At 58.3% G+C, this 26,138-nt stretch carries 29 protein-coding genes; 14 read left to right on the top strand and 15 right to left on the bottom strand.

Translation table 11 applies throughout. The features are described from left to right. Positions 1-8 precede the first annotated feature (8 nt). The 4 genes from B150_RS0108635 to B150_RS0108620 all read right to left on the bottom strand — a co-directional run bounded on the left by B150_RS0108635 (position 9) and on the right by B150_RS0108620 (position 5,024). Positions 9-902 carry a F0F1 ATP synthase subunit gamma gene (locus B150_RS0108635; protein WP_020399512.1) on the bottom strand — a complete coding sequence of 298 codons (894 nt, stop codon included), beginning with the start codon at positions 900-902 and terminating at the stop codon, positions 9-11. A gap of 23 nt (positions 903-925) precedes the next feature. Continuing rightward, a complete protein-coding gene (gene atpA / locus B150_RS0108630; RefSeq protein ID WP_020399511.1) occupies positions 926-2,458 on the bottom strand; it encodes a F0F1 ATP synthase subunit alpha in 1,533 nt (510 codons plus the stop codon). Beyond that, a complete protein-coding gene (locus B150_RS0108625; RefSeq protein ID WP_020399510.1) occupies positions 2,458-3,018 on the bottom strand; it encodes a F0F1 ATP synthase subunit delta in 561 nt (186 codons plus the stop codon). The genes atpA and B150_RS0108625 overlap by 1 nt, the downstream gene beginning before the upstream one ends. Positions 3,019-3,329: 311 nt before the next feature. Continuing rightward, a complete protein-coding gene (locus B150_RS0108620) occupies positions 3,330-5,024 on the bottom strand; it encodes a glycosyltransferase family 2 protein (protein ID WP_020399509.1) in 1,695 nt (564 codons plus the stop codon). A gap of 202 nt (positions 5,025-5,226) precedes the next feature. Between B150_RS0108620 and B150_RS0108615 the strand changes: the two genes are divergently transcribed. Beyond that, a complete protein-coding gene (locus B150_RS0108615) occupies positions 5,227-5,571 on the top strand; it encodes a hypothetical protein (RefSeq protein WP_020399508.1) in 345 nt (114 codons plus the stop codon). A gap of 60 nt (positions 5,572-5,631) precedes the next feature. Here B150_RS0108615 and B150_RS0108610 read toward each other — a convergent pair whose 3' ends face one another. After that, positions 5,632-7,851: a primosomal protein N' gene (locus B150_RS0108610; RefSeq protein WP_025896255.1), complete on the bottom strand. Its 2,220-nt coding sequence runs from the start codon at positions 7,849-7,851 to the stop codon at positions 5,632-5,634. A 183-nt stretch (positions 7,852-8,034) separates the two neighbouring features. Here B150_RS0108610 and B150_RS22300 point away from each other — a divergent pair, with 183 nt between their 5' ends. The 6 genes from B150_RS22300 to B150_RS0108580 all read left to right on the top strand — a co-directional run bounded on the left by B150_RS22300 (position 8,035) and on the right by B150_RS0108580 (position 13,009). Next, positions 8,035-8,484, top strand: coding sequence for a MarR family winged helix-turn-helix transcriptional regulator (locus tag B150_RS22300; RefSeq protein ID WP_081611373.1), 450 nt, complete (start codon positions 8,035-8,037; stop codon positions 8,482-8,484). Next, on the top strand, positions 8,481-9,509 hold the full coding sequence (locus tag B150_RS20275; protein ID WP_020399505.1) for an HlyD family secretion protein: 1,029 nt from the start codon (positions 8,481-8,483) through the stop codon (positions 9,507-9,509). The genes B150_RS22300 and B150_RS20275 overlap by 4 nt, the downstream gene beginning before the upstream one ends. A 10-nt stretch (positions 9,510-9,519) precedes the next feature. Beyond that, positions 9,520-11,073, top strand: coding sequence for a DHA2 family efflux MFS transporter permease subunit (locus tag B150_RS0108595; RefSeq protein WP_020399504.1), 1,554 nt, complete (start codon positions 9,520-9,522; stop codon positions 11,071-11,073). 153 nt (positions 11,074-11,226) lie between these two features. Next, positions 11,227-11,880, top strand: a complete 654-nt coding sequence (gene fsa, locus B150_RS0108590; RefSeq protein ID WP_020399503.1) for a fructose-6-phosphate aldolase — start codon at positions 11,227-11,229, stop codon at positions 11,878-11,880. Positions 11,881-11,930: 50 nt separating this feature from the next. Continuing rightward, complete coding sequence (locus B150_RS0108585; protein WP_020399502.1) at positions 11,931-12,590, top strand: class I SAM-dependent methyltransferase; 660 nt, start codon at positions 11,931-11,933, stop codon at positions 12,588-12,590. A 161-nt stretch (positions 12,591-12,751) separates the two neighbouring features. Further along, a complete protein-coding gene (locus B150_RS0108580) occupies positions 12,752-13,009 on the top strand; it encodes a YjhX family toxin (protein WP_020399501.1) in 258 nt (85 codons plus the stop codon). A gap of 40 nt (positions 13,010-13,049) precedes the next feature. On the opposite strand, the gene B150_RS22295 is transcribed toward B150_RS0108580, so the two are convergent. The 3 genes from B150_RS22295 to purE are packed head-to-tail and all read right to left on the bottom strand — an operon-like array spanning position 13,050 to position 15,652. Further along, positions 13,050-14,042 carry a hypothetical protein gene (locus B150_RS22295; protein ID WP_020399500.1) on the bottom strand — a complete coding sequence of 331 codons (993 nt, stop codon included), beginning with the start codon at positions 14,040-14,042 and terminating at the stop codon, positions 13,050-13,052. A 24-nt stretch (positions 14,043-14,066) separates the two neighbouring features. Further along, positions 14,067-15,143 carry a 5-(carboxyamino)imidazole ribonucleotide synthase gene (locus B150_RS0108570; RefSeq protein WP_020399499.1) on the bottom strand — a complete coding sequence of 359 codons (1,077 nt, stop codon included), beginning with the start codon at positions 15,141-15,143 and terminating at the stop codon, positions 14,067-14,069. A gap of 11 nt (positions 15,144-15,154) precedes the next feature. Continuing rightward, positions 15,155-15,652 (bottom strand): 5-(carboxyamino)imidazole ribonucleotide mutase, encoded by a 498-nt coding sequence (purE, locus tag B150_RS0108565; RefSeq protein ID WP_025896250.1) that lies wholly within the window; start codon positions 15,650-15,652, stop codon positions 15,155-15,157. 215 nt (positions 15,653-15,867) lie between these two features. Here purE and B150_RS0108560 point away from each other — a divergent pair, with 215 nt between their 5' ends. Further along, a complete protein-coding gene (locus tag B150_RS0108560) occupies positions 15,868-16,608 on the top strand; it encodes a GGDEF domain-containing protein (RefSeq protein ID WP_020399497.1) in 741 nt (246 codons plus the stop codon). A gap of 14 nt (positions 16,609-16,622) precedes the next feature. Here the strand turns inward: B150_RS0108560 and B150_RS0108555 are convergent, their stop codons facing one another. Further along, entirely contained in the window at positions 16,623-16,820 is a 198-nt protein-coding gene (locus tag B150_RS0108555; protein ID WP_020399496.1) for a YdcH family protein, read from the bottom strand. 75 nt (positions 16,821-16,895) lie between these two features. Here B150_RS0108555 and B150_RS22290 point away from each other — a divergent pair, with 75 nt between their 5' ends. Together B150_RS22290 and B150_RS0108545 are read left to right on the top strand one after the other, a co-directional pair. Beyond that, entirely contained in the window at positions 16,896-17,336 is a 441-nt protein-coding gene (locus B150_RS22290; RefSeq protein ID WP_020399495.1) for a TIGR02444 family protein, read from the top strand. A gap of 80 nt (positions 17,337-17,416) precedes the next feature. Further along, entirely contained in the window at positions 17,417-18,145 is a 729-nt protein-coding gene (locus tag B150_RS0108545; RefSeq protein ID WP_020399494.1) for a hypothetical protein, read from the top strand. On the opposite strand, the gene B150_RS0108540 is transcribed toward B150_RS0108545, so the two are convergent. Next, positions 18,142-18,720, bottom strand: a complete 579-nt coding sequence (locus B150_RS0108540) for a UbiX family flavin prenyltransferase (RefSeq protein WP_035921062.1) — start codon at positions 18,718-18,720, stop codon at positions 18,142-18,144. The two genes, B150_RS0108545 and B150_RS0108540, sit on opposite strands and share 4 nt — an antisense overlap. Before the next feature lie 153 nt (positions 18,721-18,873). Here B150_RS0108540 and B150_RS23000 point away from each other — a divergent pair, with 153 nt between their 5' ends. Next, entirely contained in the window at positions 18,874-19,038 is a 165-nt protein-coding gene (locus tag B150_RS23000; protein ID WP_020399492.1) for a YdcH family protein, read from the top strand. Between the two features lie 76 nt (positions 19,039-19,114). Here B150_RS23000 and B150_RS0108530 read toward each other — a convergent pair whose 3' ends face one another. Together B150_RS0108530 and B150_RS0108525 are read right to left on the bottom strand one after the other, a co-directional pair. After that, positions 19,115-19,708: a DUF1013 domain-containing protein gene (locus B150_RS0108530; RefSeq protein ID WP_020399491.1), complete on the bottom strand. Its 594-nt coding sequence runs from the start codon at positions 19,706-19,708 to the stop codon at positions 19,115-19,117. Positions 19,709-19,892: 184 nt separating this feature from the next. After that, positions 19,893-20,882: an NAD(P)H-quinone oxidoreductase gene (locus B150_RS0108525; RefSeq protein ID WP_020399490.1), complete on the bottom strand. Its 990-nt coding sequence runs from the start codon at positions 20,880-20,882 to the stop codon at positions 19,893-19,895. A 111-nt stretch (positions 20,883-20,993) separates the two neighbouring features. On the opposite strand from B150_RS0108525, the gene B150_RS0108520 reads away from it, so the two are divergent. After that, a complete protein-coding gene (locus B150_RS0108520) occupies positions 20,994-21,188 on the top strand; it encodes a DUF1192 family protein (RefSeq protein ID WP_020399489.1) in 195 nt (64 codons plus the stop codon). Between the two features lie 118 nt (positions 21,189-21,306). Here the strand turns inward: B150_RS0108520 and B150_RS0108515 are convergent, their stop codons facing one another. After that, entirely contained in the window at positions 21,307-21,765 is a 459-nt protein-coding gene (locus B150_RS0108515; RefSeq protein ID WP_020399488.1) for an Hsp20 family protein, read from the bottom strand. Between the two features lie 193 nt (positions 21,766-21,958). After that, a complete protein-coding gene (gene rpmE, locus B150_RS0108510) occupies positions 21,959-22,183 on the bottom strand; it encodes a 50S ribosomal protein L31 (RefSeq protein ID WP_020399487.1) in 225 nt (74 codons plus the stop codon). A 207-nt stretch (positions 22,184-22,390) separates the two neighbouring features. On the opposite strand from rpmE, the gene B150_RS0108505 reads away from it, so the two are divergent. Continuing rightward, a complete protein-coding gene (locus B150_RS0108505; protein WP_020399486.1) occupies positions 22,391-24,175 on the top strand; it encodes an ABC transporter transmembrane domain-containing protein in 1,785 nt (594 codons plus the stop codon). A gap of 10 nt (positions 24,176-24,185) precedes the next feature. On the opposite strand, the gene B150_RS22285 is transcribed toward B150_RS0108505, so the two are convergent. Next, positions 24,186-25,280, bottom strand: a complete 1,095-nt coding sequence (locus tag B150_RS22285; RefSeq protein ID WP_020399485.1) for a serine hydrolase domain-containing protein — start codon at positions 25,278-25,280, stop codon at positions 24,186-24,188. Between the two features lie 173 nt (positions 25,281-25,453). Here B150_RS22285 and B150_RS0108495 point away from each other — a divergent pair, with 173 nt between their 5' ends. Further along, a complete protein-coding gene (locus B150_RS0108495) occupies positions 25,454-26,113 on the top strand; it encodes a dihydrofolate reductase family protein (protein ID WP_020399484.1) in 660 nt (219 codons plus the stop codon). Positions 26,114-26,138 lie beyond the last annotated feature (25 nt).

Genomic DNA, 26,138 nt, shown 5'->3' with positions numbered 1-26,138 from the left:
TAAGACACTTAAAGCGCTTCAGCGCCCGAAATGATTTCGATCAGTTCTTTGGTGATGTTGGCCTGACGGGTACGGTTGTACGTAATCGAGAGGCTTTCAATCATGTCACCAGCGTTACGGGTTGCGTTGTCCATCGCGGTCATACGCGCGCCCTGCTCGGATGCAGCATTCTCAAGAAGGCCGCGATAAAGCTGTACAGCCACGTTCCGGGGCAGCAGGTCATCGAGGATTGCTGCTTCGTCCGGCTCGTATTCGTAAACCGCACCACCGAGGTCGTCACCGCCCTCGTTCTCGTTTGCGGCTTCCGGCATCGGGGCCGGGATAAGCTGTTGCTTCGTCGTCACCTGCACGAGGGCAGACTGGAACTTCGCGTAAAAGAGCGTCGCAACGTCAAACTCGCCACGTTCGAACATGGCCAGAACTTCGGTCGCGATCGGCTGCGCATCGGAGAAACCGAGGCGTTTGACAGCCGACATGTCTTTCACTTCGAGGATCTTGTCCGCAAACTCACGGCGAAGGACGTTGTAGCCCTTCTTGCCGATGCAGAGGATCTTGACCGTCTTGCCAGCCGCGATCTGCGCCCGAAGGTGCAAACGCGCAGCCTTGACGATGTTGGTGTTGAAACCGCCGCACAGCCCGCGCTCGGACGTGGCAACGATTACCAGCTCAACATCGTCCTTGCCGGTACCGACGAGAAGTGGCGAAGCACCCGGTTGGTCCTTGACGGCAACGCCAAGGCCGGTGAGCACTTTTTCCATCCGTTCAGCATAAGGCCGAGCCGCTTCTGCGGCGTCTTGCGCACGCCGCAGTTTGGAAGCCGCAACCATTTTCATGGCCTTGGTGATCTTCTGCGTCGACTTGACCGAGTTGATCCGGACTTTTAGGTCTTTAAGGCTTGGCATTGCTCAGCCTCTCCTATCAGGTCTTAGCTAAACGACTTTGCAAACGCGTCGAGGATCGATTTCAGCTTGGCAATCGTGTCGTCAGACAGTTTGCTTTCCTTGCGGATCGTCGCAAGAAGGTCAGCATGCTTTGCGCGAACCTCAGCGAGGAACTGCTCTTCAAAGCGGTTGACATCCTTGAGAGCGATCTTGTCGAGGTAGCCACGAACACCTGCGAAAATCGACACAACCTGCTCTTCTACCGGCAGCGGGCTGTATTGCGGCTGCTTGAGGAGCTCGGTCAGACGGGCACCACGGTTAAGAAGCTTCTGCGTTGCAGCGTCAAGGTCGGAACCGAACTGCGCAAAGGCTTCCATCTCACGGTACTGAGCGAGTTCAAGCTTGATCGAGCCTGCAACCTGCTTCATTGCCTTGATCTGTGCCGCGGAACCCACACGAGATACCGACAGACCCACGTTAATTGCAGGGCGAATACCTTTGTAGAAGAGTTCCGTTTCGAGGAAGATCTGACCGTCGGTGATCGAGATCACGTTGGTCGGGATGTATGCGGAAACGTCACCAGCCTGGGTTTCGATAACCGGCAGAGCGGTCAGCGAGCCACCGCCACGGGCGTCGGACATCTTTGCCGCGCGCTCAAGGAGGCGTGAGTGCAGGTAGAATACGTCACCCGGGTAAGCTTCACGCCCCGGAGGACGACGAAGCAGCAGGGACATCTGGCGGTAAGCCACAGCCTGCTTGGTGAGGTCATCGTGTACGATTACGGCGTGCATGCCGTTGTCGCGGAAGAATTCACCCATTGCCGTACCGGCGTAAGGCGCGAGGAACTGCATCGGTGCAGGCTCGGATGCGGTTGCAGCAACCACGATCGAGTACTCAAGCGCACCGTTTTCCTCAAGCGACTTAACGATCTGTGCAACCGTCGAACGCTTCTGGCCAACCGCAACATAGATACAGAACAGCTTCTCGCCATCTTCTTTCGCAGCGTCGTTGATCGACTTCTGGTTAATGAAGGTGTCGATCGCTACAGCGGTTTTACCGGTCTGACGGTCACCAATGATAAGCTCACGCTGGCCACGGCCAACGGGTACGAGCGCATCAATTGCCTTCAGGCCCGACTGCATCGGCTCGGAAACGGATTGGCGCGGGATGATGCCCGGTGCCTTCACTTCCACACGAGCGCGGGTCACGTCCGTCAGCGGACCTTTACCGTCGATCGGGTTGCCGAGTGCGTCGACAACGCGGCCGAGGAGGCCTTTACCAACCGGCACGTCCACGATGGCGCCAGTCCGTTTTACGGTGTCGCCTTCTTTGATGCCGCGGTCGTCACCGAAAATAACGATACCGACGTTGTCGCTCTCAAGGTTCAGGGCCATGCCCTTAACACCGCCCGGGAATTCAACCATCTCACCAGCTTGAACTTGGTCGAGGCCGTAAACGCGCGCGATACCGTCACCAACAGAGAGAACGGTGCCTACTTCAGAAACTTCAGCGTCTGAGCCGAAGTTAGCGATCTGGTCCTTCAGGACCTTGGAAATTTCCGCCGCACGGATATCCATTACTGAACCCCTTTCATGGCGATTGCGAGGTTGTTGAGTTTCGTCTTGAGGCTGTCATCCACCATACGGGAGCCTACTTGAACCGTAAGGCCGCCGAGCAGGCTTTCGTCAACGGAAGCGTCGATTGCCACATCATGGCCGACAGCCGCTTTCAATTTTTTCTCAAGATCACCAAGCTGTTTCTTGGTCAGCTTGCGGGCGCTCACGACATCCGCCTTCACTTCGCCGCGATGGTGCGCGACAAGCTTGTCGAAGGCAGTGAGGGTTGCACCCAGCGCGCTCAGGCGGCGATTCGCCGCGAGCACGCCAAGGAATTTAGCCGTAAGGTCGCCAAGCCCAGCGGCTTTCGCCACACCTGCCACACCCTTAGACTGCTGTTCCCGGCTGTAAAGTGGCGAGCTCACGAGGTCACGCATCTCTGCGCTTTCCTCAAGCATTGCCTTCAGCTTGGAGAGATCGGATTCGACCGCATCGAGCGCTTTGGACTCAGTAGCGAGTTCAAAAAGCGCTATCGCATAGCGGCCGGAAATCCCGGAGACTATCGCTTTGTGCGAGGTCACGTCAGACGTTCCCCTAGGTTAGGCCTGAACCTGTTGAACCTTAGCAGGCAGGGCGAGAAGCCTTGCCTACGCTCAAGTGGCCAGTTTTAACAGGTATTAAAATTATACCTCTCGCGGCTCTGGCCAGCCGAAATGCGTGCTCCCTCTAGCATAGAGATATTCAGCTTGCAAGCCGCCATCGCCCTTGATTTCGATTCTTGTAACATGGGCTCGCCCGGTCAATGACTTACCGGCGAAAAAAGCGCGCTGATACCGCATTTGCCATACCCTGCCGCCCAACATTGTCCGGCAGGACATTCGGGGCCTCAATTTTACTTTTTATCTGCAGGCCGGAAGGTGCCGGCGAATGCCGCCGCTTCTATCCCAAACGGCTCTTCAAACAGGCGTCTGCGTGTATTTTCCACGCTACATGGCAGCCGGTTGGTCCACTGCAGGAACTGCGTATCCACGACTTCGCCCTCACCTGCGCGCTTCAGCAGCAATAGGTTGCGCCTGAAAGCAGGCACTGTAGCCACTGCGCGGGCGGCAAGCGTGGCGGCCATGTCAGGCACCCAGCCGAGCTGGCTCCAGACCGAAAGCCACTGCGCGAGACTGACCTTGGGCTCAGGGTCGCTGCCGTCTGCGGCGTGCGACGAGAAGAGAATATGCCCCTTCGCGCTTTTTGACACCGCCGTCGCGCCGCGCAGCACCTCTTTCTGCTCAAGGCCCGCGAGCGCGCCAAGGCACAGCACCAGATCAACGGGCGAAGAAGTGCCGTGGAATTCATCGAGTGGTCTGTTGAAAATGGAGTTGCCGCGCAGGAAGGTTTCTTCCGCGGGTCGATTTTCAATGCCAGCGAGGCCTTTTACGCCAAATTGATGCAAGGTGGCGAGGTTCGCGCCGAATCCGCAGCCAACTTCAAGCGCAAGGGTTGGCTGCACATAGTCATACACCCAGCGCAGCAGTGGCACATCAAGATAAGTGCGGGCAGCCAGTGCCTTATCCACCTTCGCAACCACCTTGGGGTCAACAGGCTTTCCGCTGACAATATTCAGGAAATCGGACCGGAACTTGCCCGGCAGCACCGCAGGCGTGCCCTGGTAGCTTGCTTCCCACGCCTTACCGACAAGGCGTAGTACCTCGCCGTAGCGGCCATCACTGTACCGGCGCTCGCACTCAATCCCGTGGTCAAGCTGTTGAACGTCAGTTGCCCAATCAACCGTTCCCGCCGGGCGGGAATAGAAGTAGGACGCCGGGCTGAGTTCTTCACCTATAGTACCTGCCATGGCACGTTCAAAATTCTCGCGCCACTGGTGGCATTCATTGCGACCAAGCTTGATGCCCGATGCCTGCTTCGCCAGCATGGCCATCCAGCCGTTGACACATTTCACGGTGAGCTGTTCCACGCTGCGCACCGGGAAGTGCAGCAGTGGCGCTTCGGTCAATTTCACCGACGGTATCTTGCCGCCTTTCGCGTGTAACACCGTGTGATTGCCATTTGAAATCTGGTGATCGAGCAGGATCTTGCCGCCAGTGCGCAAGATCACCTTATAATGTTGTTCGCCTTCACGCACCCGGCACCATTTCATGCTCATGGGCGGATTCGCCGTCATGGCCGCCATGTCCTGCCCTTCGGGCAGCACATAGGTGCGCCACGGGACAAGACCGAATCCGAATTGCGGGATTTTGTCGATCTCAGCCTTGAAAGCCTCAGGGCTTGCCGCGCCAATAAATTCGTCACCGTCGAGGAACACGAAGAAATCCGCAAAACAGACCGACTGGACGGCCTGCATCACACGGGTGAGGAATTCACCCTGGGTGAAGCTGCTTTGCTTGCGATCAAACACCCCAACCCGCCCGGTTTCGCGCGCGAGATTGACAAGAATATCACGGGTATCGTCGGTGGAATTATTGTCCACCACGATCATATAATCGACGAAACGGAGGTTATGGCGCACGAACGGCTCAATAACGTCCCGTTCGTTCTTGACCATGGTGATGGAGACGATGCTGAACGGCTTCTTCATGGGGTAAGCCCTTATCACGAAAACAATGGACAGGGTTCGCGCACTGCGCAAACCGCGGCTGGAAAAATAGCTGTCCTGCTAGTGCCACGCCCGCCCCGCGCGGTCAAGGTAACAGCGCCCTATTTCAATCACTCCCCTGCCGCAATTTGCCCACCTTGTGGGCGTAGAAAGGTGCCAAGGGCTTATGCAAGGGAGTATCGATATGAAACACATGAAGAGCAAAGCACTGCTGGCGGCAGCGGTTGCCATGGGTGGCATAATCGCCCCTGCCGCAACGGTTTCCGCGGACCCGCTGATGGTGGGCCTGGCGCAAGACCAACTGGAAAAGGATCGTGAGTTTGCGCGCAAGCTGCGCGAACTGAAGGACCGTCAACACCGCGAGTGGAACGAACTTCTGGACAAACAGCGTTCCGAAGTTGCGAAACTGACGGGCAAAACCCCTGACGAGCAGCGCAAAGTGCTCGACCGCCACACTGATGAAAAGCGCGAGATGAAAGACCGCCATCAGGAAGAGCTCGAGGAGCTCAAGGCGGAATATCAGGGCTAGATTGGAATTTAACCCCGTGGGTAGCTCGCGGGGTTAAAGCAAAACGGGGCCAACACCCTTTTACATGAAACTGTACGGGTCGATATCCACTTTGATCCGTACATTCTTTTTCGGCTTGATGCGCGACAGCCATTCCCGAATGAGCGGCTGAACCTTTATTTCCTTTCTGGTGTGCACCAGCATGCGGAACCGGTGGTGCCCGCGCACCCGCGCCATGGGTGCGGGCGCTGGACCCACGATATTCACACCGTGTTCTACCGGCGCCTTGGCCGCGAGCATGCGGCCTGTATCCAGCACATCTGCCATCTCTGGGCCTGAGAGAATGAGCGCCACAAGGCGGCCAAAGGGCGGCATGTGGTGGCGTGACCGCGCATCGCGTTCCGCCGCCATGAAGGCATCCCCATCACCGGACAGCAGCGCCTGCACCACGGGATGCTCCGGCTCATATGACTGCAAATAAACCCGCCCCGGTTTCTCTGCGCGGCCCGCCCGGCCCGACACTTGAACAAGCTGCTGGTAGGTACGTTCGCCCGCGCGCAAGTCACCGCCCCTGAGACCAAGGTCCGCATCCACCACGCCCACAAGGGTGAGGTTGGGGAAATGATAGCCTTTGGTCACGATCTGGGTACCGATGATGATATCTAGGTGACCGCTCGCGATTTGCTGCACCATATGCGCGGTCGCACTGGGGCTCATCATTGTATCACTGGTCATCACCGATGTGCGCGCGGTCGGGAACCGGTGGGTGACTTCCTCGAACAGACGCTCGACGCCAGGCCCGCATGCCACGAGCGTGTCCTCATTCTTGCATTCGGGGCAGGCATTCGGGATCGGCTCCACATGGCCACAGTGGTGACACTGCAACTCGCGCCGGAACCGGTGTTCCACAAGCCAGGCCGAACAGCTTGGGCATTCAATCCGGAAGCCGCAGGTGCGGCACAGGGTCAGCGGCGCGTAACCCCGGCGATTGAGGAACAGCATCGCCTGCTCCCCCGCTGCCATTGTTGCCTCGATCTCACGCACCATAATGGGGGACAGCCATGTGCCAGCCTCTGGCGGCTCATGGCGCATGTCGATGGCCTTCATCTCAGGCAACACAGCCTCTCCGTGCCGCTCCCGCAGCACCAACTTCTGATAGCGCCCCTCATCGGCGTTCACTAACGTCTCAAGGGACGGCGTTGCACTGGCGAGCACAATGGGACAACCGGCGAATTTGGCCCGCACGATCGCCATGTCGCGCGCGTGGTAGAGCACACCATCCTCCTGCTTGAAGGAAGGGTCATGCTCCTCATCCACCACGATGAAGGCAAGATGCTGGAACGGCAGGAACAGGGCAGACCGTGCACCCACGACCACACGGGCATTGCCGCTCGCCACCGCCCGCCACGCACGCCGGCGCTCTGCTTGGCCAACCTCTGAGTGCCAGACGACAGGTTCAACACCAAACCGCGCCTGAAAGCGGTCGAGCCATTGGCTGGTGAGCGCGATTTCAGGCACCAGTACCAGCACCTGTGCACCAGGGGCCTTGAGCGCTTCCGCCAGTCCCTCAAAATAGACCTCGGTTTTACCGGAACCCGTAATGCCATCAAGCAGGAAGGGCGCAAAGCCACCCTCCCAAACCTTGTCCGCAATAGCGCGCGCGGCCGTCGTTTGCTCATCCGACAGCGTTGGGCCTTTGAGCGTAGTGTCTGGTTGTGGGTACGGCAGGTCCACCGACATGTCGGAGACGGTTACAAGTCCGGTTTTCTCCATCGCGCGCACAACAGCGTCACTGACACCGGCAAGCGTGGCAACCTCACTCGCGACCCGCGGCGTGCCGTCCGCCAGCACCTTTAGCACCGCTTCCCGCGCGGGCGTCATTCGCACACCGTCCGTGGCTGCGCTTTTATTCAGCGCATAGTGGCGCCGCACCGGCACGGGCTGCAACGCGGCAGAGGCCGACAGGCACATGCGCATCACCGGGCCGGGCGCCGAGAGCGTATAGGCCGAAACCCAGTCAATGAACGTGCGCAAATCCGCGCGAATAGGCGGCAGGTCCAGCACCCGGTTCACCGGCTTCAGTTTGCCATAGGGCAGCACCTTGCCGCCGCTCGCACCCTTGTCCCACACCACACCAACCGCCATACGGCCCGCGAGCGGCACCTCAACAACGGCCCCGGGTTGGATATGGCCTTCAAGATGCTCCGGCACCGCATAATCAAGCGCACCGAGTGCTGGCACAGGCAACAGCACCGCCACCCGCATACCTTCCGGCATCGGGGCTGGTGTTGGTTCCGGCATGTCAAACAACTGTGTCTGCCGCACGAACGCTTGGCCTTCCTCTTGACTGGCGGCGGCACGCAGGGCCGCCCTACCGCGCACATTAGGGACTTCATTCGCACACAGCAATTTCCAATCTTGCATTTTAGTAAGCTTAGCTTATTATATGTCTAGCTTACTAAAAACAGTTCTCGAGTTCTCGACATGCGACCTCCTTCCCAGGACAACCCGCTGGCTTTCAGAATTGGCGACCTCTTCCGCCAAATGAAAGCCAGCTTTGATTCGAAAGACGGCCCCGACGTCACCCGCGCTCAGGCAAAGCTTCTTCTGTCGGTGTGGCGCAATCCCGGCATCAGCCAGCAGGCGCTGGCGGCCCGGCTCGATATCGCCACCATGTCGGTCTGCCGCCAGATTGATGCACTTGAAGAACGCGGCATGGTCGAGCGCCGCGTGAGCGACAGCGACCGCCGGGTCAAATGCCTTTACGTCACGGAGAAGACCGCACCGATCATCGACCGGGTGATGGACCATGTTCATGAAGTCTCGGAAACTTTTCTGTCGCCCTTGAGCGCGGAAGAACGCGAGACTTTCCTCTCCCTCCTCGAGCGAGTCACCGAAGACGCCATTGCCCGCAAAGCGGGAGGTAAAAAATGAAAAGACTGATTCTCTATGTGAGCGTGCCTGCGCTAATCCTCGCTGCTGTGTTTTATGTGTATCTGACCGGGGGCCGTATGGTCACGACAGACAACGCCTATGTGCGTGCTGGCATTCTGACGGGTGCGAGCCGCGTGTCCGGCGAGGTGGTTGAAGTGCTTGTTGGCCGCAACCAGCATGTTGACGAAGGTGCTCTGATTGCCCGGCTGGACGATAGCGACGCCCGCGTGAAATTGCAGGAAGCCGAAGTTGGCGTTATCAGCTCCCGCCATATTGTGGCGGCGCTCAAGGCCAACTACCGCAAGAGTGTCGCGGCCCTTGAGAAGGAACGCCAAAGCCTCGCCTATGAGACACGGGAGCTGAAGCGCGCCGAAGCGCTCGCCAGGGACAAGAACCTCTCGGAAGCCGCGCTTGATAACCAGCGCTTCGAGGTGGAAGACGCACGGCGCGAGATCGCCATCCTCGAAGAAGCTGTGCAAATGGCGCTGACGCAACTGGGTGGTGATGCGGACATTCCGGCCGATCAGCACCCGATGGTGCTGAAGTCCCTGGCCGCCGTGGAGGCCGCGAAGGTCGCGCTTGAGCATCTTGAAGTGCGCGCCCGCACTGGCGGGACCATCACGCATATCGACCTGCACCCGGGTGAATATATCTCCGCCGGGTATCCGATTTACGGCATGACGGTAGACGGTGACCTGCGCATTGAAGCCAACCCGAAGGAAACCGAACTTACCTATGTGCGCATCGGCCAATCGGTCGATGTGATTGTGGACGCCTTGCCGGGTTTGCATTTCACCGGCAAGGTGACCTCAATCGATCCCGCCACGGGGGCGGAGTTCGCGGTACTTCCCGCCCAGAATGCGACCGGCAACTGGGTAAAGGTTACGCAGCGCGTGCCAGTACAGATCCTTCTTGACAACGGGCAGGACCTGAGCGCCCTCCGGTCTGGCCTTAGCGCCGAAGTGTCGATCGACACGGGGCACGAGCGTAAAGTCTCCGACCTCACATCCATGGTTGGGCTTTAGGCCAATAGTCATGAGCCAAGCCACCCGGCACCAGACACCTGTGCAGGAGATTGCCCACCACCGTGGTGGGCTGATCTTCTGCCTTATGCTGGCGGTCTCACTCCATACGATTGATGCCACCATCGTCAATGTGGCGCTGCCGCATATGCAAGGCAGCCTGCAGGCAACGTTTGATCAGATATCCTGGGTGGTGACGAGTTATATCATGGCGTCTGTCGTGCTGACGCCGCTTGTGGGCTGGGCCGCCGCGCGTTTTGGCGTCAAACGCCTGATCATGCTGGCCATGGTCACCTTCACGATCTCATCTGTGCTGTGCGGTATTTCCCTCACCCTTGAAGCCATGCTGGCGAGCCGGGTGCTGCAGGGTGCTGCGGGCGCGCCGCTTATCCCGCTCGCTATTGCGACCATGAACCGGCTTTCAACTTCGCCCGGTGAACGCGCACGCATGATGGCGCTTTTTGGCCTTGGCACCATGGTCGGGCCCGTGCTTGGCCCCTCGCTCGGCGGCTATATCACCGAGGTCGCAAGCTGGCGCTGGGTCTTTTTCATCAACCTGCCCGTGGGCATCATCGCAGTGCTCGGCATCGCCGCCACCATGAAACCGGGGGCGGGCCTGCCTGGCCACCGCTTGAACCTCGCCGGATTCCTCTCGCTCGCCATTGCTGTTGGCTCGTTTCAGCTCGCGCTCGACCGCGGCGAGACCGAAGACTGGTTCGAAAGCGCAGAGATCATCGCCTATGCCCTCATCTGCGTCGCGTCCCTTTGGGTTTTTGCGCTTAATAGCCGATTCTCCAACCGGCCTTTCCTGCCCGGCGCCCTGTTCCGTGACCGCAATTTTGTCGTCGGCATGGTGCTGATCCTGATCACGGCGGGCAACATGACAGCGTCTGTCGTACTGCAGCCGCCCATGATGCAGAACCTGATGGGCTATCCGGTGCTGGATACCGGCATCCTACTTATGTGGCGGGGTATCGGTATGGTGTTTGGCATGATGCTCGCGCCGCGCCTCACACAAGTGATGAACCCGCGCTGGCTGCTTGTGATTGGTGGTATCTCAATGGCGGCGGGCCTGTCGCCCTTCATATTCCTGACCACCGAAACACCGGCTGTCTTGCTCTCCATCCCGCCCATCTTCCACGGTTTTGGTATCGGCATCATGTTCGTGATGGCATCCACCATTGCCTACGCCACCATCCCGCATGAACTGCAGGTGGAGGCATCGTCCGTCTTCTCGCTCATCCGCGGGCTAGGGCAGGCAGCCTGTATCTCTATCGTGGTCGCGCTCGTCAGCCGCTATAGCCAGATCAACCACGCTGAGCTGGTGGAACGCCTGACCCCGCTTCGGCCCTACACGCCGTCTGGCACCATATCGGTGCTGACAAGCACGCCGGAACAACTGGCGCAGGCGAACCTGCTCGTGTCCCAACAAGCGGCGATGATTGCCTATAATAACGCCTATCTCGCTCTTCTGTTCGCGGCCGCTACTGTCATCATCGCAGCCTTCCTGATCAAGCCGCGCCAGTTCGATGACGAGCACGCGGTCGAGCATCCTGTTGAAGCATAAGGAAAGCCAAGCACAGGCTTGCATTCAGCCCCCATCTCCAGTAGGGAAGCGGCGAACGGCGCATATTTGATGCGGCCACGGCGTTTTCCCTTTATAAAGGCGAACCGTCCCAAGAGATGATGGCCCCATAGCCGGGCCCGCAAGGAGCATGACATGAAATTCTTCCTCGATACCGCGAACATCGATGAAATCCGCGAAGCGAATGCGACCGGCCTTCTGGACGGTGTGACCACCAACCCGTCGCTGATCAAAAAAGCTGGCCGCGAGTTTTTTGAAGTCATCACCGAGATCGCGAAAGAGGTAGACGGCCCGGTATCGGCTGAGACTGTAGCCCACGACCATGAGACCATGCTCAAGGAAGGTCTCAAGTGCGCGAAGATCGCTGACAATATCGCCGTCAAAGTTCCGCTGACGATTGAAGGCCTCAAAACCTGTAAGGCGCTACGCGCTGAAGGCATCATGGTCAACGTTACGCTTTGCTTCACTGCCAACCAGGCACTGCTCGCAGCCAAAGCTGGCGCGACCTTCATTTCGCCTTTCGTTGGCCGTCATGATGATGTTGGCTTCAACGGCATGGAGCTGATCGAAGACATCCGCAACATCTATGACAACTACCAGTTCGACACACAGATCCTCGTGGCCTCTGTTCGTCACCCGGCGCACATCCTCGAGAGCGCGCGCATCGGTGCCGATGTTGCCACCTTCCCGATCGACGTGCTCAGGAAACTGTTCAATCACCCGCTGACGGCCAACGGCCTCGCGGCGTTCGACAAGGACTGGGCAGCCACCGGCTTCTCGATCCTCTAAGGAAAAAGACAGGGCGCGGGCATCAGTTCGCGCCCTTCTTCTATCTGCGCATGACACAAGCCGCTTTTGATAGCCTGAAATCCCAACACCCGTGGCCTGAAACTGATGGCCTCACGGCGTGGGACTATACGCTTGGCGGCGGCGGACGGCAGTTGATTGACGCCATCATCCGCGCGCAAAAGCCTGCCTTCATGCTGGAAATAGGCTGTTTCCTGTGTTCGAGCACCAAGCGCTGGCTCTCGCTCGACAGCGACATCCGCGTTGTGGGTGTCGACCCCTGGGACGATGGCCTGATTGAACAATGCCGCCGTTATGTGGGGCGCCCTGCCCTCACCCGCGCCTACCCTGACCGCGCGGTGCAGGAGCAGTTCGCGGCAGACATTGAAGCCCAAGGCCCTTTCTCCACCGCACTCGCGAACCTACACGGTTTTGAGGACCGCTTTGTGCCTGTGCGAGGGCTGTCGCCTGATGCGCTTTATGTGCTGAAGGAAACAGGGTTTGAGCCTGACCTCATCTATATCGACGCCAACAAACAGGCCATTGACCTTGATGTATGCATTGAACTTTGGCCAGACGCGCAAATTACCGGTGATGACTGGCACTGGGGCCGCACCAAGGGCTACCCGATGCGCCGGGTGGTTGAGGCTGTTGCGCACACCCACGGCTTTAAAATCGAGGCCGACCACGCCACTTGGGTGCTCCACCGCTAGACAAACGCCTGCACCGTTCCTATGTTCCCTGTGTAATAGGAGCGTTTTTGAAACATCTGTCTGAGACCCGCTAAGCCCTGCCCCATCTGGCGGCAGGGAAAATAGAACCCTCCCCCACTGACGTGGGCGGAGCAGATTTCTATTTGGCGGAGTTTCCCCCATTGAATATTTCCAAAATGGAACAGCGCGCGCTGCATGCGCTCGCGCAAGGCGGTGCTATTTTAATCGAACGCGACCCGCACCGTAAAATCACCGACGCCTACTGCCTGAACCGCGAAGGCTGGCGGCTTTCAGGCTTTTCCATCGCGCTTTTCAAAAAGCTGAAACGGCGTGGTTTTATCATGAGCCGCAACAGCGGTCCGTACCGCATCACCCCGCATGGGTTGATGAATGTACGGGCACAACTGGACAACCAGTAAAAAGGAAAGGGAGGCTTTTGCCTCCCTTTTTCTTGTAGTGCTAGGCCGCCAGCTCTTTCACGCTGTAGGGTCGCAAAACAGAGCCCACTTTGTTGGCAACCGCCTCAAGCCGCAGGCAGGTTTGGTGGTACCTGTCTTTCGCGTGTCCTGCCTCAAGCCACGCCCGCAGTTTGCCCACATCACCCGCGAGTGCAAGCTCGTCCGACAGTGCCGCGTCGTCCGACATGGCGTTCGCCAATAACTGGGGTACCACATCCTTGCGAAAAGCCGCCAACCTATCCGCCGATTCGCCCGGCAGGCGACGGTCGGAGAATTGTGAACTTTCGAGAAAGGCGGTCGCGAGCGCGCCGCCGCTATTCAGGTTCTTGTAGAAGATGGGCTTTGCGACACCGCCCAGAAGGAGCGCACCCGTTTTGCGGTGCACAGCAACCGCCGGATAAAGCGCCGCAACTTGCGGCAGGTGGGTGTTGGGGTAGACGTCCCAACCGAAATAGGATTCCGCCACGCGGAAATAATGCTCAAAATCATCCACATTCACGATCTGCGTGTCCTCGAGGAATTTGATTTCAAGCTTGGGCTTGGTGATCACAACCGTGTCGTTCGACACGTCGATATAATAAGCGCCAAGCTGCATGGCGCTTTGAAAGTACGGCCCATAGGTCAGCTCACCCCATATTTTACGGAACAGCCCACCCTTTTGCAGGAAAGGCTTCAGGGCCGCAAAATAGCGCACGTATGGGCCCTTGCCCTTCACACTCGCATGGATATGGTCCCACACAATATTGCGGATGATATCACAGTAACCATAGGGGTATTTGGTGACGTCTTTCATCTCGGAAAGATAGGCCGCCTTGCCTTTGAGCGCGGCGGCCTTTTGCGCCTCAAAATGCGCGTCAACCCGCGCGCGGATCTTGCGCAGGCCCACGGTAATCAGCCCCATATTGGGCGTGATCCATTTCCGGGTAAGGGTGTCCATCGCATCGTCTGCTGCCACACAGTCGTTGGCCGTGGCTTCTGGAAATATTGGCAGCATAAAGCGGGCCTTCAGTGCGCTCGACTATTCGTCGGTATCAACCCAGGTGACATGGCCCATTTTGCGGCCCGGACGCGGCTCCTGTTTACCATAGTGGTGGAAATGCGCCTTGGGGTCCTGCAGATAGGGTTCAAAATCAAGGATATCAGCACCAAGCAGGTTCTTCATACGCACCCGGCCACGGGCGTCCGTTGAACCAAGCGGCAGGTCACAGATGGCACGGATATGCTGTTCGAACTGGCTGGTGTTGGCGCCCTCAATCGTCCAGTGGCCGCTGTTGTGAACGCGTGGTGCAATTTCGTTGACTACAATCTCGCCGCTGCTGTCATGCACAAACATCTCAACCGCCATCACACCGATATACTCAAGCGCATTGGCAACGCGTGTTGCCATAACCTTGGCCTTGGCTTCAAGCATCGGGGAGATTTTGGCCGGTACAGTCGTGGTATCAAGGATGTGGTTGGTGTGCACATTCTCGCTCACCGGGAAGGCCGCCACATCGCCGGAGGCGCTACGGGCCACAACCACACTGACTTCGCGGTCAAAGGTTACAAAACCTTCAAGGATCGCCGGTTGGCCGTTCGTGACCTCCATCACCCGGTCAAGGTCCGTGCGGGACTTGATCATCACCTGCCCTTTGCCGTCATAGCCAAAACGGCGGGTCTTGGCGACGGACGGGCGACCGATTTCCTTGAGAGCTGCCTGCAGCTCGTCAGCCGTCTCAAACGCCTTGTAAGGGGCGGTTTTCACGCCTGACGCGTTCAGGAAGTCCTTTTCCAGCAGGCGGTCCTGCGTGGTTTTCAGCGCACGCACACCGGGGCGCAGCAGCGTGTCGCGCCCCACCAGTTCTGCCGTCACACCCGGAACGTTTTCAAACTCGTAGGTTGCGACATCAACCTTGCGGGCAAACTCCTCAAGCGCTTCCTCATCCTCATAGTCAGCGATAGTCACTTGGTCCGCGACCTGAAAGGCCGGGCTGCGTTTGTCTGGGCAAAAGATATGGCAGCGGTAGCCGAAGTTGGCTGCCGCAAGCGCCAGCATGCGGCCAAGCTGACCACCGCCGAGAATACCGATCGTTCCACCAGGTGCGATTTGCGTCATGATAAACTCTCTTAAGCCTCGTCGACCGGGTCTTCGGCCACACTTGCTGTCTGTTCCGTGCGGAAGTTATCAAGCTTGGCCGCGACAGCATCATCCATCAGCGCGATCACGGCACCAGCCAGAAGGCCCGCGTTTTTCGCGCCCGCCTTGCCAATCGCGAGCGTCCCCACGGGCACACCGCCCGGCATCTGCACGATGGAAAGAAGGCTGTCTTTACCCGAAAGCATGCTCGATTGCACCGGCACCCCAAATACAGGGAGCGGTGTCATGGCGGCGGCCATGCCCGGCAGGTGAGCGGCGCCACCAGCGCCTGCGATAATGCACTTCAGGCCACGGCCTTTTGCGCCTTTGGCGTATTCAACCAGCCGGTCAGGTGTGCGGTGTGCGGAAACAATTTTGGTTTCATAGGCCACGCCGAGCATATCAAGTGCTTCTGCCGCGTGTTTCATTGTTGGCCAGTCGGACTGGCTGCCCATGATAATGCCAACAAGGGGGCGTTCACTCGTCATAGCGTCGTTGTCCTCATGCTTACGAGTTCGCGGCAGGCCGGCGGAACCCATACCGCCAGTGCCCGCCGTTTGCGGAGCGCGCATTATAGGCAGGCGCTTTATGATTGCAAGGGCCGATGAAATCAGCATTTTTCACGCATGCGCTTGCAAGTCGATTCACAAAGACGGCATAATGATCTAAGAGAGTACGAATTGCCACGGACCACAGGTTATTTATGAAGATCACGAGCACACCCGGCACATACCGCGCCGCACCCACGCGGGAGGTCCGCCGGACATCTTCTACCTCTAGCGCGACCAGTGCGAGCGCGCCGCGGCAAATTGACGATACCGTGAATGTGCAGGCCATCCCGCCTGAGGAAATGACCCCGCGTGTGCAGCGGGCCATCATGTCGCTGATGGAAGAGGTCGACAGCCTGCGCCGCGAGTTGGAACACACCCAACGCCGCCTCCGTGAAATGGAAGACATGGCCGACACCGACGCGCTGCTGCCGGTGCCGAATCGCCGCGCCTTCGTGCGCGAGCTCAATCGAATGATCTCGTTTGCGGAACGGTACGGCGCACCGTCCACGCTGGTGTTCATTGATCTCAATGACATGAAGCAGATCAACGACAAGTTTGGCCACGAAGCGGGCGACAAGGCGCTGTTCCATGTAGCGCGCCTTTTGACCGAGAATGTACGTGGCACCGATGTGATTGGCCGTCTGGGCGGCGATGAGTTTGGTGTCATCCTCGCGCAAGCCGATGAGAATGTGGGCACAGAGAAAGCCGCGTCGCTCGCGCAGCTGATTGCCGACAATCCGTTGCAGCTTGGGGGCGACACCATCCAGATGAGCCTTGCCTACGGCACATACACCTTCCGCTCCGGCGATCATCCTGATGATGCGCTCGATAAGGCGGATAAAGCGATGTATGAAAACAAAAAAGAACAGAAGGGCGAGGACAACGTCCGCTAACCCTGTCTCTGCCCTCAGGCAATAATGTCGGGCACCAGCATGTTCTTGAGCTTGGCGATCTCGTCCTTCAGCATCAACTTACGCTTTTTCAGTCGCTGAACCTGCAACAGATCGAAGGTCCCCGCCCGTGTGATGGCCGTGATGGCATCATCAAGGTCACGGTGCTCCTGCATCAGATGCGTCATCTGCCCCTTGATCTCATCCTCGTCCATCAAACGCCTCAAAACAGTTTTTTCTTGGAGAGACAGTATTATAGCATGGTCGCAAATTGCAAGAAAGAGAGGGACATGCCACCAAGCCGCGAGGAATTCTGGAATTTCTGCCTTGAGATTTACGCCGCCAAGGACGTGAAAGACGCCTGCCTTGCTGCGCAAGATTCCCACGGTGCGGATGTGAACCTCATGCTCCTCCTTCTCTGGCATGACCGCGAAGTGTTGATGCTGGCCGACAGCCAACTTGACCGACTGATGGCGGTGTCTGAACACTGGCAGGCGCAGCATCTCGCGCCCCACCGCGCCCGTCGCCGCGCCGCCAAGGGCACGCCGACGTATGACCTGCTCCTGCGCGAAGAGCTTGACCTTGAACGCGACGCACAAGCGGCCCTCCTTGGTGCGCTGGGGCGCAGCGCGCCGGGCGACACGCCTGATAACCTGCCCCGCTATATGAAGCGGCTTTCAGCGCCCCTGAGCTTATCGGAGCCCCTTCTGGCCGCCATCCGGCGTGCGTAAGCCCCGCTCCGTCGCACAGTCATTGAGGAACAGATGAAATCCCGCACACTTGGCCGAGATAAACCAAGCAGAGGATAACAATGAAGTTCCTAAAGGCCGCCAGCGCCGCCCTTCTCCTGAGCGTGAGTTTTAGCGCCTATGCCGCACCGGCCCCGGCCGCGATGATGAACCAGATGCGCGCCGCTTTTGGCGGTGAGCAACTGATGTCCCTCACCTCAGCCCGGATGAAACTGCATGTGCTGAAGGTGGGCGAAACCCTGCCCCATGTGGTGGACATGCATTATGACCTGAAATCGCGCGCCATCGAGAAATCCGAAACCACCGATGAAGGTTTTATGCGGCAACAGGCCGGCAGTGGCCGCGGCTTCACCTATGTGGGCGACAGTTGCAGCCCGATGGAGGAGCGCGAGGAAGACAAGCTGATGCGCAGCCTGTATGGCAACTTCCTCTTCCTGCTGACGGACAGCAGCACCATCATGACACCGGCGGAGAGCACCCCACCGGCAAGCACCGAGAACGCGGGCCTTGCGTGGTATAATATCTACCGCCCCGGCTGGAAGGGCATGCACATCGGTGTTGAGGAAGAAAGCGGGCTTATTCGCGGCCTATGGTTCGGCGGGGAGACAACAGGCCAGGAACTGGAATACCGCATGGTGGACGGTGTGATGTGGCCGCACCGCTTCCGCATATTCGAGGACGGCAAGCTGACAAGCGAAGGCTGGTTCACGGATGTGAGTTTCAGCCGCAGCGGTCAGGACGGTATCCGCGTGCCAGATTATTGCATGCAGCTGCTGACACCAAAACGCTAGTCACCCTCGCCCCAGCGCTTGATATCGCCGACATCAAGGTCAAAGAGATCAAGCGCCCGCGCGGCGGTATAGGTGATCATCTCGTCAATACTATTGGGCTTGGAATAAAGTGCAGGCACGGGCGGCATGATGATGGCGCCCATTTCCGCAAGCGATGTCATGGTGCGCAGGTGACCAAGGTGGAGCGGGGTTTCCCGCACCATCAGCACAAGCCGCCGCCTTTCCTTGAGCATCACATCGGCTGCACGACTAACAAGTGATGATGTGATGCCGGTGCGGATCTCGCCCATGGTTTTCACCGAACAGGGTGCAATGAGCATACCCATGGTCTTAAACGACCCACTGGCGATTGCAGCGCCAATGTCCGCCGCCGGGTAGACCACGTCGGCAAGGTCGCGCACCGACTTGACCGTACAGCCGATTTCTTCCGAAATCGTTCGTTCCCCGGCCTTTGAGAGCACCAGATGGGTCTCTACATTTGTGGGCCTCAGAAGCTCCAGCAGGCGCACGCCAATAGCGACACCACTGGCCCCGGTGATGGCAATGACTATCCGATTTGTGCGAGTCTCAGACACTTTACGCAATAATCCTTCAAACGGCAGAAAAGTCCTGTTTGCTAAGTGCCCGAAGATACAGGCTTAGTCACAGCGCGCCAATCTTTTCCGTGACAACATCATTACAGAATGATGAAATACTTAGTCCAACCAACCAAAATAGGAGTGACGGGTATGAACCTAGAATCGCATGTTAATTCACTCAACGCCAAACATGCTGAAATTGAAGAGATCATCGCCCGTGAGGAGCACCGACCGTGTCCAGATACGATGCGGCTCGCACAGCTGAAAAAGCAGAAGCTCCGCCTGAAAGAGGAAATGGCCCGACTAAGACACTAGGCCCCTCATACGGTTCAAAAAAAGAGCGTGAGGACATCCTCACGCTCTTTTTGTATCTGCATCCCGTGGAGGGAAATTATTCTTCGGTCGCTTCCGGTGCGTCGCCCTCAACCTCAGCAGCTGCTTCCGGTGATTTCTCAGCCATCTTGCGTTTGCGCTCAGCGGCGGTGCGTACAGCTTCGTCAAGCTCAACCTGCTTGCAAAGGCCAAGGCCTACCGGGTCCTGCGGTTTAATGTTCTGGATATTCCAGTGGCTGCGCTCACGGATAGCCTGAATGGTTGGCTTCGTGGTACCCACAAGGCGGCTGATCTGAAGGTCGCTCAGCTCCGGATGATGACGCACGAGCCATGCGATGGCGTCGGGCTTGTCCTGGCGCTTGGAGACCGGCGTATAGCGCGGGCCCTTGGTGCGCGGCAGTGCCTTCACAGCGTCTTCCGTCAGTTTCAGCGACGCGCCTGCATCTTTCTGGCAGCGTTCGATCTCGTCCCAGCTCAATTGGCCGTTTGCCGTGGGGTCCTGGCCAACAATGTTGGTGCCAACCGTGCCATCGGCAATGCCCTGCACTTCAAGCGCGTGCAACTGGCAGAATTCCGCAATCTGCCTGAAGGTCAGTGCTGTATTGTCTACAAGCCACACCGCTGTGGCCATCGGCATCAAAGGTTGTGTCATCCCGTTATCCCTACAAATTACAGAATTCCTCTAGTCCAGATGAACTTCCGTCCACCTGCCCTCCCGGAGATTAAATTGATCCTGAAAGGGGCGAGAGAGAAATTCCTCCCGTACCCCTCTTTAACAGGTCAGGAACTGCCTGTCACCGCGAATTGTGCGCGGGAAAGGCGATATTTGCGCATTCCTACTGCTTGTGGCTGACCTCGAGCATGATTTTGCCCTTGTGGTTGCTCGAATCCATCAGCGCATGCGCTTTGGACGCGTCCTCAAGCGCAAACACGCTGTCAATCACCGGACTTACCTTACCGCTTTCGAGCAGCGGCCACACCTTGGCGGCGAGCGCCTCGGCAATGGCGCCCTTGAAAGTATTGTCGCGTGGACGCAAGGTGCTGCCCGTCAAGGTCAGGCGCTTGAGCATCACCGGCAGCATGTTCATCTCCACCGCGGGGCCGCGGAGGAACGCAATGGAAACATGGCGGCCATCAGGCGCAAGGCAGGCGATATTCTTGGGTACATAGTCCCCGCCGACCATATCCAGCACCACATTCACACCGGCACCATCCGTGACCTTGTTCACAACCTCCGCAAAGTCTTCCTCGCGGTAGTTGATGACCGTATCGGCACCCAAATCGCGGCAGAAAGCTGCCTTGTCGTCGCTGCCAACGGTGGTGATGACCTTGGCGCCAAAAGCTTTGGCAAGCTGGATCGCGACCGAGCCGATACCGCTTGAGCCGCCATGCACCAACAGCGTTTCGCCGGGCGCGAGTTTGGCGCGGTCAAACACGTTGGACCATACGGTGAAGAAAGTTTCCGGGATGGCGGCCGCTTTCACATAGTCATAGCCTTCCGGCAGTTTGATGGTGGTGGCGGCCGGTGCCTTGCAAAATGCAGCGTAGCCCCCGCCTGGCACCAGCGCGCACACGCGGTCACCGACGGTGAGGCCGGATACCTGCCCGCCCACCGCAACAATCTCACCCGCAACCTCAAGCCCCGGAATATCCGACGCGCCGGGCGGCGGCGGATAGCGACCTTCGCGCTGCACCACATCAGGCCGGTTCACGCCCGCGGCAAAGACTTTGATCAATACTTCACCCGGGCCAGCTTCCGGCATGTCGCGTTCCGCGACTGTCAGCACCTCAGGCCCACCGGGCATCTTGATTTCAATAACTTTCACTGTATCTCTCCAATCATCATGCCCAGAAGGTGGGGCGAGATAGCCCTCGTGACAAGCCCCCCGTTCTTCGGCATCATGGCAGCGGTGGCGGCTCAGGCAGGAGTTTGAAGAATGGATTTTGATGACGTACCGGTGAAAAAGGACAGCCCACTCACGGCTGTGGAGCGTGAGGACCTGTCAACTGTCAGCGCGGAGGAACTCGAGGACCGGGTGGAGCGTCTGCTGGCGGAGGTTGACCGCACGCACAAGGAAATAAAAGCAAAAAAAGCCAGCCGCGCGGCGGCGGATGCCTTCTTCAAACCCTGATTCTGGCAATGAAAAAGACGAGGGCTGAGCGGCTCTTGGGGGAGGAATGCCCGGCCCTCGCTTGAGTACACGACAGCGAGGAGTCGTGGAGGAAATCAACAGTCAGGAACGATGTTCCTTAAGCGGCGTCAGCCTCAATTGTTTTCGGGGAGTTTTCACCCGAGCGAATCTCGATCTGGCGCGGACGCTTGTGTTCCGGAATAACGCGCTTCAGTTCAACCTCAAGCAGGCCATTCTGGAACCGTGCATCACCAACCTGAATGGTGTCGGCAAGTTCAAAGCGGCGCTCGAACGCGCGTTTCGCGATACCACGATGCAAGTAACGCCGGTCCTTGTCTTCGTCGCGGCCCTTGCCAGCGATCAGGAGCATGCCTTCTTGCACGGTCACGGTCAGTTCATCAGGCGCAAAACCTGCAACGGCCATGGTGACGCGGTAATCGTCGTCGCTCAGTTTCTCGATATTATAGGGTGGGTAAGGTGCGCTCTGCTCGGAACTCAGGGCCGAATCAAGCAGCCTGTTCAGGTGGTCAAAGCCAACGGAGCTGCGCATAAGCGGGGAAAGGTCAAAACTTCTCATGTCATGTCCTCCAATAGAAGCGACTGATTAAGGGCCCGCAACCATTGCCGGGCCAATTCAAACCCCGGTCCCGACCATTCGGCAACCGGTTGAGTTTGATGTGGGTAGGGGGTCGCATTTCTGCAAGAGGAAAAATCAAAAAAGGCGCCCCGTTTGGGACGCCTTTTCCGAAAAACCGTTTCGTCGTAACGACTTATTTTTTGAGCGACAGAGCACCGAAACGCTTGTTAAAGCGTGCCACACGGCCACCTTCGAGAACCTGACGAGCGCCGCCGGTCCAAGCCGGGTGCGATTTCGGGTCAATCTCGAGCGTCATTGTGTCGCCTTCCGAGCCCCACGTGGAGCGGGTCTCAAAAGTCGTCCCGTCGGTCATTACCACTTTAATGGTGTGGTAGTCGGGATGAATGTCTTGTTTCATGGTCTTTAATCTCCGAAAACGAGGCGTCCGTTTACCGGATGTTTTAAGGGATTGCAAGGCTGTTTCTCAGCTTTTTTGCTGGATTATGCCGAGAAGCGCGCCATGAGCGCCTTTGCCGCACCTGAATGACAAGTTTTTCAAAATCGTTCATTGGCACGAGCCGCGTGCGCGCCTATATCTGCCCTCACGTATTACAGGGAAAAATCCATGACTGATTCCGCCGTCCGGCTTGAGCATGAGCCGCCCAAGGGCAAACTGAAAAACCTCAACACGCTTTGGTCTTTTGTCCGGCCTTATAAGCTTCAGCTGGTGCTCGCGTCTTTCTTCCTGCTTGTCGCGGCGGCGACGGTCCTCATCGTTCCCACCGCCCTCGGCGACATTGTCGATAAGGGTTTTTCGGCGGACAACGCCCAGAAAGTGAACGACTACTTCCTTGTTTTTGTTGCCATTGTTGCAGTTATGGCCATCGCCACCGCCTTCCGCTTCTACTTCGTCACCTGGCTTGGCGAACGTGTCGTCGCCGACATCCGCAAAGCGGTGTATGAGCGGCTCATCACCCTCTCGCCCGAGTTTTTTGAGGTGAACCGCCCGGGTGAAATCGTCTCTCGCCTGACGGCTGACACCACGCTGGTACAAACCATCGTGGGCTCAAGCGTATCCGTATGGGCGCGCAACTTCCTTATCGCGGTTGGGGGCACCATCTGGCTTTTTGTCATGTCGCCGAAGCTCATGAGCTACATCGTGGTTGTGATTCCGCTGCTTCTGGGCGTCATCATATATGTGGGCCGCAAAGTGCGCGATCTGTCGCGCACGAGCCAGGATAAGGTGGCGGATGTGGGCGCGCGCGCGAACGAGTCGCTCTCCGCGCTTAACATCGTTCAGGCTTTCACACAGGAGAAGACCGAGGCCAAGCGCTTCGGCACCCATGTGGACGAGGCTTTTGTCGCTGCCAAGCGCCGCATCACCGTGCGCGCGGCCATGACGTTTGCCATGATCTTTCTTATCTTCGGTGCCATCGCCCTCGTGCTTTATGAAGGCGCGCAGGACGTGATTGCAGGCACCATGAGCGGCGGGGAGATGCTTGATTTCATCATGCGGGCCGTGTTTGTGGCCGGTGCCTTTGGTGCGCTTTCGGAAGTCTACAGTGAACTGCAGCGCGCGGCTGGCGCCGCCGGACGCCTCGCCGAACTGTTGGCGGCGGAAGCAACCATCAAAGCCCCCGCGAACCCCACCGCAATGCCGGACCCGGTGCGGGGCGATATTCATTTCGATAACGTAACGTTCCATTATCCGTCCAAGAAAGACGTGCCGGCGCTTGAAGGCTTCAACCTTCGTATCAAGCCGGGCGAAACAGTGGCGCTTGTCGGCCCGTCCGGCGCGGGCAAGTCGACCGTGCTGCAACTGCTCCTGCGCTTCTACGACCCTGAGGCGGGGCGCATCACCATTGACGGCGTGGATATCGCGCGGACCGAGCCGCAGGCCTTCCGCTCCCACCTCGCCTTTGTGCCGCAGGAAACCATTATCTTCGCTGACACAATCGCGGAAAATGTCCGCTATGGCCGCCTTGACGCGACCGATGACGACGTGAAAGGCGCCGTCGAGGCCGCAGCCGCCAAGGAGTTTATCGAGCGCGCGCCAGAAGGCTATGACACGTTCCTTGGTGAGCGGGGCAGCCGGCTTTCGGGCGGACAGCGGCAACGCATTGCCATTGCGCGGGCCATTTTGCGCGACGCGCCGGTGCTACTCCTTGATGAGGCTACCAGCGCGCTTGACGCGGAAAGCGAACAGAAAGTGCAGGAAGCGCTTGAGCACCTGATGGAAGGTCGGACGACGCTTGTGATTGCGCACCGCCTGGCGACCGTGAAGAAGGTGGACCGTATCGTTGTGCTCGATGAAGGCCGCATCGTGGCTGAGGGTACACACGACGAACTGGTGGCCAAAGGTGGGCTCTACAAGCGCCTCGCCGACCTCCAGTTCGCGAGTGGAATTTAAGCCTTTTCAATCACTTGACGAGTGACGGCACAATCTGATGCGACAGAAGCTGGAGCGGTATCGACTGCTCCGGCTTATTAAAGTTCTTGCCGGTGAAGGCAGCCACAAGCTTCAACTCCGGCACCACAAAGATGTAAGTACCCCCGTTGCCATGGGCGTACATCAGGCTCATGGGCTGGCCTTTCACCGCGCCCTTATCAAGCCACCAGAGATAGCCGTATCGTTCCCTTTTTCCGTATACTGTGGTATACTCTTCCATCATGTCACGGAGCCAGTTTTCCGCGATAATCTGTGCGGAACCTGTGCGGGAAGTGTGTGGGATCTGTGCGGGGTTTGCGCAAAAAGTGTGCGGAGTTTGTGCATCTTTTTCACACACCGGAATGGCCCCACCGTTCAACACCAATTGCCCGATTTTATGCAGGTCACTGACCGTCAGACGGAGGTGGCCACCGGTGTCGGTATAGCGCCGCGGTGTGTCCCGCCAGCGGGCTTTCTCAATGCCGAGCGGGGCAAACAATCGCTCCTCTGCAAAATCGGGTACGTCCTGGCCCGAGAGCTTTTTGATCACCCTGCCCAGCAGCACGACACCACCGGTGCAATAACTGAAATGATCCCCCACCTCATAGGCCATGGGTTGGTCGAGCAGGAATTCGGCCCAGTCGCGGGTCCGGTACATCTTGTCTTCGTGGCCGAGGGAGGCTTTGTCCCAGTCGTTGCAGGCAAGGCCCGAGCGCATGGTGAGGAGATCCTCAACCGTGATATCGCGCTTCGGGTCCCCGCCGGGGATACCCGCAAACTCATCCGGCAGGATATCGGCCACTTTGGTCTTCACACTTTTTAGGCTGCCGTCTTCAATGAGTTCGCCCACCAGAATGGCGGTAATGCTTTTGGTGGCGGAGCGGATGTCATGCCTATGGGACGCATCCACACCGGGGGCGTAAGCCTCGACGACGATCTCGCCGTCCACGCTGATGATAGAGCTGGTGATGCCTTTGAGTTCACCTGCGGCAAGCTTATCGCCGATAACCTTTATGGCGTCATTCGCGCCCGCAGGCAGGCAGAACAGGAGAAGTGCGGCCAGAAGGCCGGTCAGTTTTGCTGTCATGGTATCCTCGCATTTTTATCTGTTCAGCGCAGAATTTCACCGCAATGCGGCAGCATGATGAACGAGAGGGAGGCTTCACCCCGCGCGGCGTGAAAAAATCCCTACCCCCTTGTCGGGAACCGCTGCGCCCATGCGTCCTAGGCATAACAGCAACTGACAGTCAGGAGATTATGATGAGGAAAATTGTTGTCGGCGCGTTTTTGAGCCTAGACGGCGTGATGCAGGCACCGGGCGGGCCTCAGGAAGACCCCACCGGCGGTTTCAAGCATGGCGGCTGGGTTGCGCCCCTGTTTGATGAGGCGGGTGGTGAGGCCGTGGACGCTATGTTCAAGGAACCGTTCGACCTGCTGCTGGGCCGCAAAACCTATGATATTTTCGCAGCCCACTGGCCGCACGCGCCGGAAGGTGACCCGATCGGCGAACTGTTTGACGGCATCACCAAATATGTCGCGAGCCGCAACCCGGATTTCCGGCCCACATGGCAGAAAACCGAAATGCTGGGTGCCGACACGGTGGCGGCCATCAAGGCACTGCGCCAGTCAGACGGGCCGAACCTGCTGACCCAAGGCTCGACCGAACTTCTGCAGACCCTGTTCAAACACGGGCTTGTGGATGAACTGCATACATTCGTCTTCCCCGTCGTGCTGGGCGGCGGCAAAAGGCTGTTTGGCGACACCGGCTTTTCGGCCAGCTTCAAGCTGGTGTCTTCAAGCGTGTCGAGCACCGGGGTTGTGTTGAGCAAATATGAGCGGGACGGTGAGGTAGAGACAGGCTCGTTCGAGTTTGACGAACCAACAGCAGCAGAACTTGAGCGCCGCAAAAACCTGACCTGAAGACTGTGAGGCAGGAGGGCAGCAA

Origin of the sequence: Kordiimonas gwangyangensis DSM 19435 = JCM 12864 (assembly GCF_000375545.1) — a bacterium.
In the GTDB taxonomy this organism is placed as follows: Bacteria; Pseudomonadota; Alphaproteobacteria; order Sphingomonadales; family Kordiimonadaceae; genus Kordiimonas; species Kordiimonas gwangyangensis.
This window is presented reverse-complemented; position numbering and strand designations above follow the sequence as displayed.

What these genes read in the sequence shown, in the direction of transcription:
- B150_RS0108635 (WP_020399512.1), bottom strand. Translation starts at nt 902, where the DNA reads ATGCCAAGCCTTAAAGACCTAAAAGTCCGGATCAACTCGGTCAAGTCG.
- atpA (WP_020399511.1), bottom strand. Translation starts at nt 2,458, where the DNA reads ATGGATATCCGTGCGGCGGAAATTTCCAAGGTCCTGAAGGACCAGATC.
- B150_RS0108620 (WP_020399509.1), bottom strand. Translation starts at nt 5,024, where the DNA reads ATGAAGAAGCCGTTCAGCATCGTCTCCATCACCATGGTCAAGAACGAA.
- B150_RS0108615 (WP_020399508.1), top strand. Translation starts at nt 5,227, where the DNA reads ATGAAACACATGAAGAGCAAAGCACTGCTGGCGGCAGCGGTTGCCATG.
- B150_RS0108610 (WP_025896255.1), bottom strand. Translation starts at nt 7,851, where the DNA reads ATGCCGGAACCAACACCAGCCCCGATGCCGGAAGGTATGCGGGTGGCG.
- B150_RS22300 (WP_081611373.1), top strand. Translation starts at nt 8,035, where the DNA reads ATGCGACCTCCTTCCCAGGACAACCCGCTGGCTTTCAGAATTGGCGAC.
- B150_RS20275 (WP_020399505.1), top strand. Translation starts at nt 8,481, where the DNA reads ATGAAAAGACTGATTCTCTATGTGAGCGTGCCTGCGCTAATCCTCGCT.
- B150_RS0108595 (WP_020399504.1), top strand. Translation starts at nt 9,520, where the DNA reads ATGAGCCAAGCCACCCGGCACCAGACACCTGTGCAGGAGATTGCCCAC.
- fsa (WP_020399503.1), top strand. Translation starts at nt 11,227, where the DNA reads ATGAAATTCTTCCTCGATACCGCGAACATCGATGAAATCCGCGAAGCG.
- B150_RS0108585 (WP_020399502.1), top strand. Translation starts at nt 11,931, where the DNA reads ATGACACAAGCCGCTTTTGATAGCCTGAAATCCCAACACCCGTGGCCT.
- B150_RS22295 (WP_020399500.1), bottom strand. Translation starts at nt 14,042, where the DNA reads ATGCTGCCAATATTTCCAGAAGCCACGGCCAACGACTGTGTGGCAGCA.
- B150_RS0108570 (WP_020399499.1), bottom strand. Translation starts at nt 15,143, where the DNA reads ATGACGCAAATCGCACCTGGTGGAACGATCGGTATTCTCGGCGGTGGT.
- purE (WP_025896250.1), bottom strand. Translation starts at nt 15,652, where the DNA reads ATGACGAGTGAACGCCCCCTTGTTGGCATTATCATGGGCAGCCAGTCC.
- B150_RS0108560 (WP_020399497.1), top strand. Translation starts at nt 15,868, where the DNA reads ATGAAGATCACGAGCACACCCGGCACATACCGCGCCGCACCCACGCGG.
- B150_RS0108555 (WP_020399496.1), bottom strand. Translation starts at nt 16,820, where the DNA reads ATGGACGAGGATGAGATCAAGGGGCAGATGACGCATCTGATGCAGGAG.
- B150_RS22290 (WP_020399495.1), top strand. Translation starts at nt 16,896, where the DNA reads ATGCCACCAAGCCGCGAGGAATTCTGGAATTTCTGCCTTGAGATTTAC.
- B150_RS0108545 (WP_020399494.1), top strand. Translation starts at nt 17,417, where the DNA reads ATGAAGTTCCTAAAGGCCGCCAGCGCCGCCCTTCTCCTGAGCGTGAGT.
- B150_RS23000 (WP_020399492.1), top strand. Translation starts at nt 18,874, where the DNA reads ATGAACCTAGAATCGCATGTTAATTCACTCAACGCCAAACATGCTGAA.
- B150_RS0108530 (WP_020399491.1), bottom strand. Translation starts at nt 19,708, where the DNA reads ATGACACAACCTTTGATGCCGATGGCCACAGCGGTGTGGCTTGTAGAC.
- B150_RS0108520 (WP_020399489.1), top strand. Translation starts at nt 20,994, where the DNA reads ATGGATTTTGATGACGTACCGGTGAAAAAGGACAGCCCACTCACGGCT.
- B150_RS0108515 (WP_020399488.1), bottom strand. Translation starts at nt 21,765, where the DNA reads ATGAGAAGTTTTGACCTTTCCCCGCTTATGCGCAGCTCCGTTGGCTTT.
- rpmE (WP_020399487.1), bottom strand. Translation starts at nt 22,183, where the DNA reads ATGAAACAAGACATTCATCCCGACTACCACACCATTAAAGTGGTAATG.
- B150_RS0108505 (WP_020399486.1), top strand. Translation starts at nt 22,391, where the DNA reads ATGACTGATTCCGCCGTCCGGCTTGAGCATGAGCCGCCCAAGGGCAAA.
- B150_RS22285 (WP_020399485.1), bottom strand. Translation starts at nt 25,280, where the DNA reads ATGACAGCAAAACTGACCGGCCTTCTGGCCGCACTTCTCCTGTTCTGC.
- B150_RS0108495 (WP_020399484.1), top strand. Translation starts at nt 25,454, where the DNA reads ATGAGGAAAATTGTTGTCGGCGCGTTTTTGAGCCTAGACGGCGTGATG.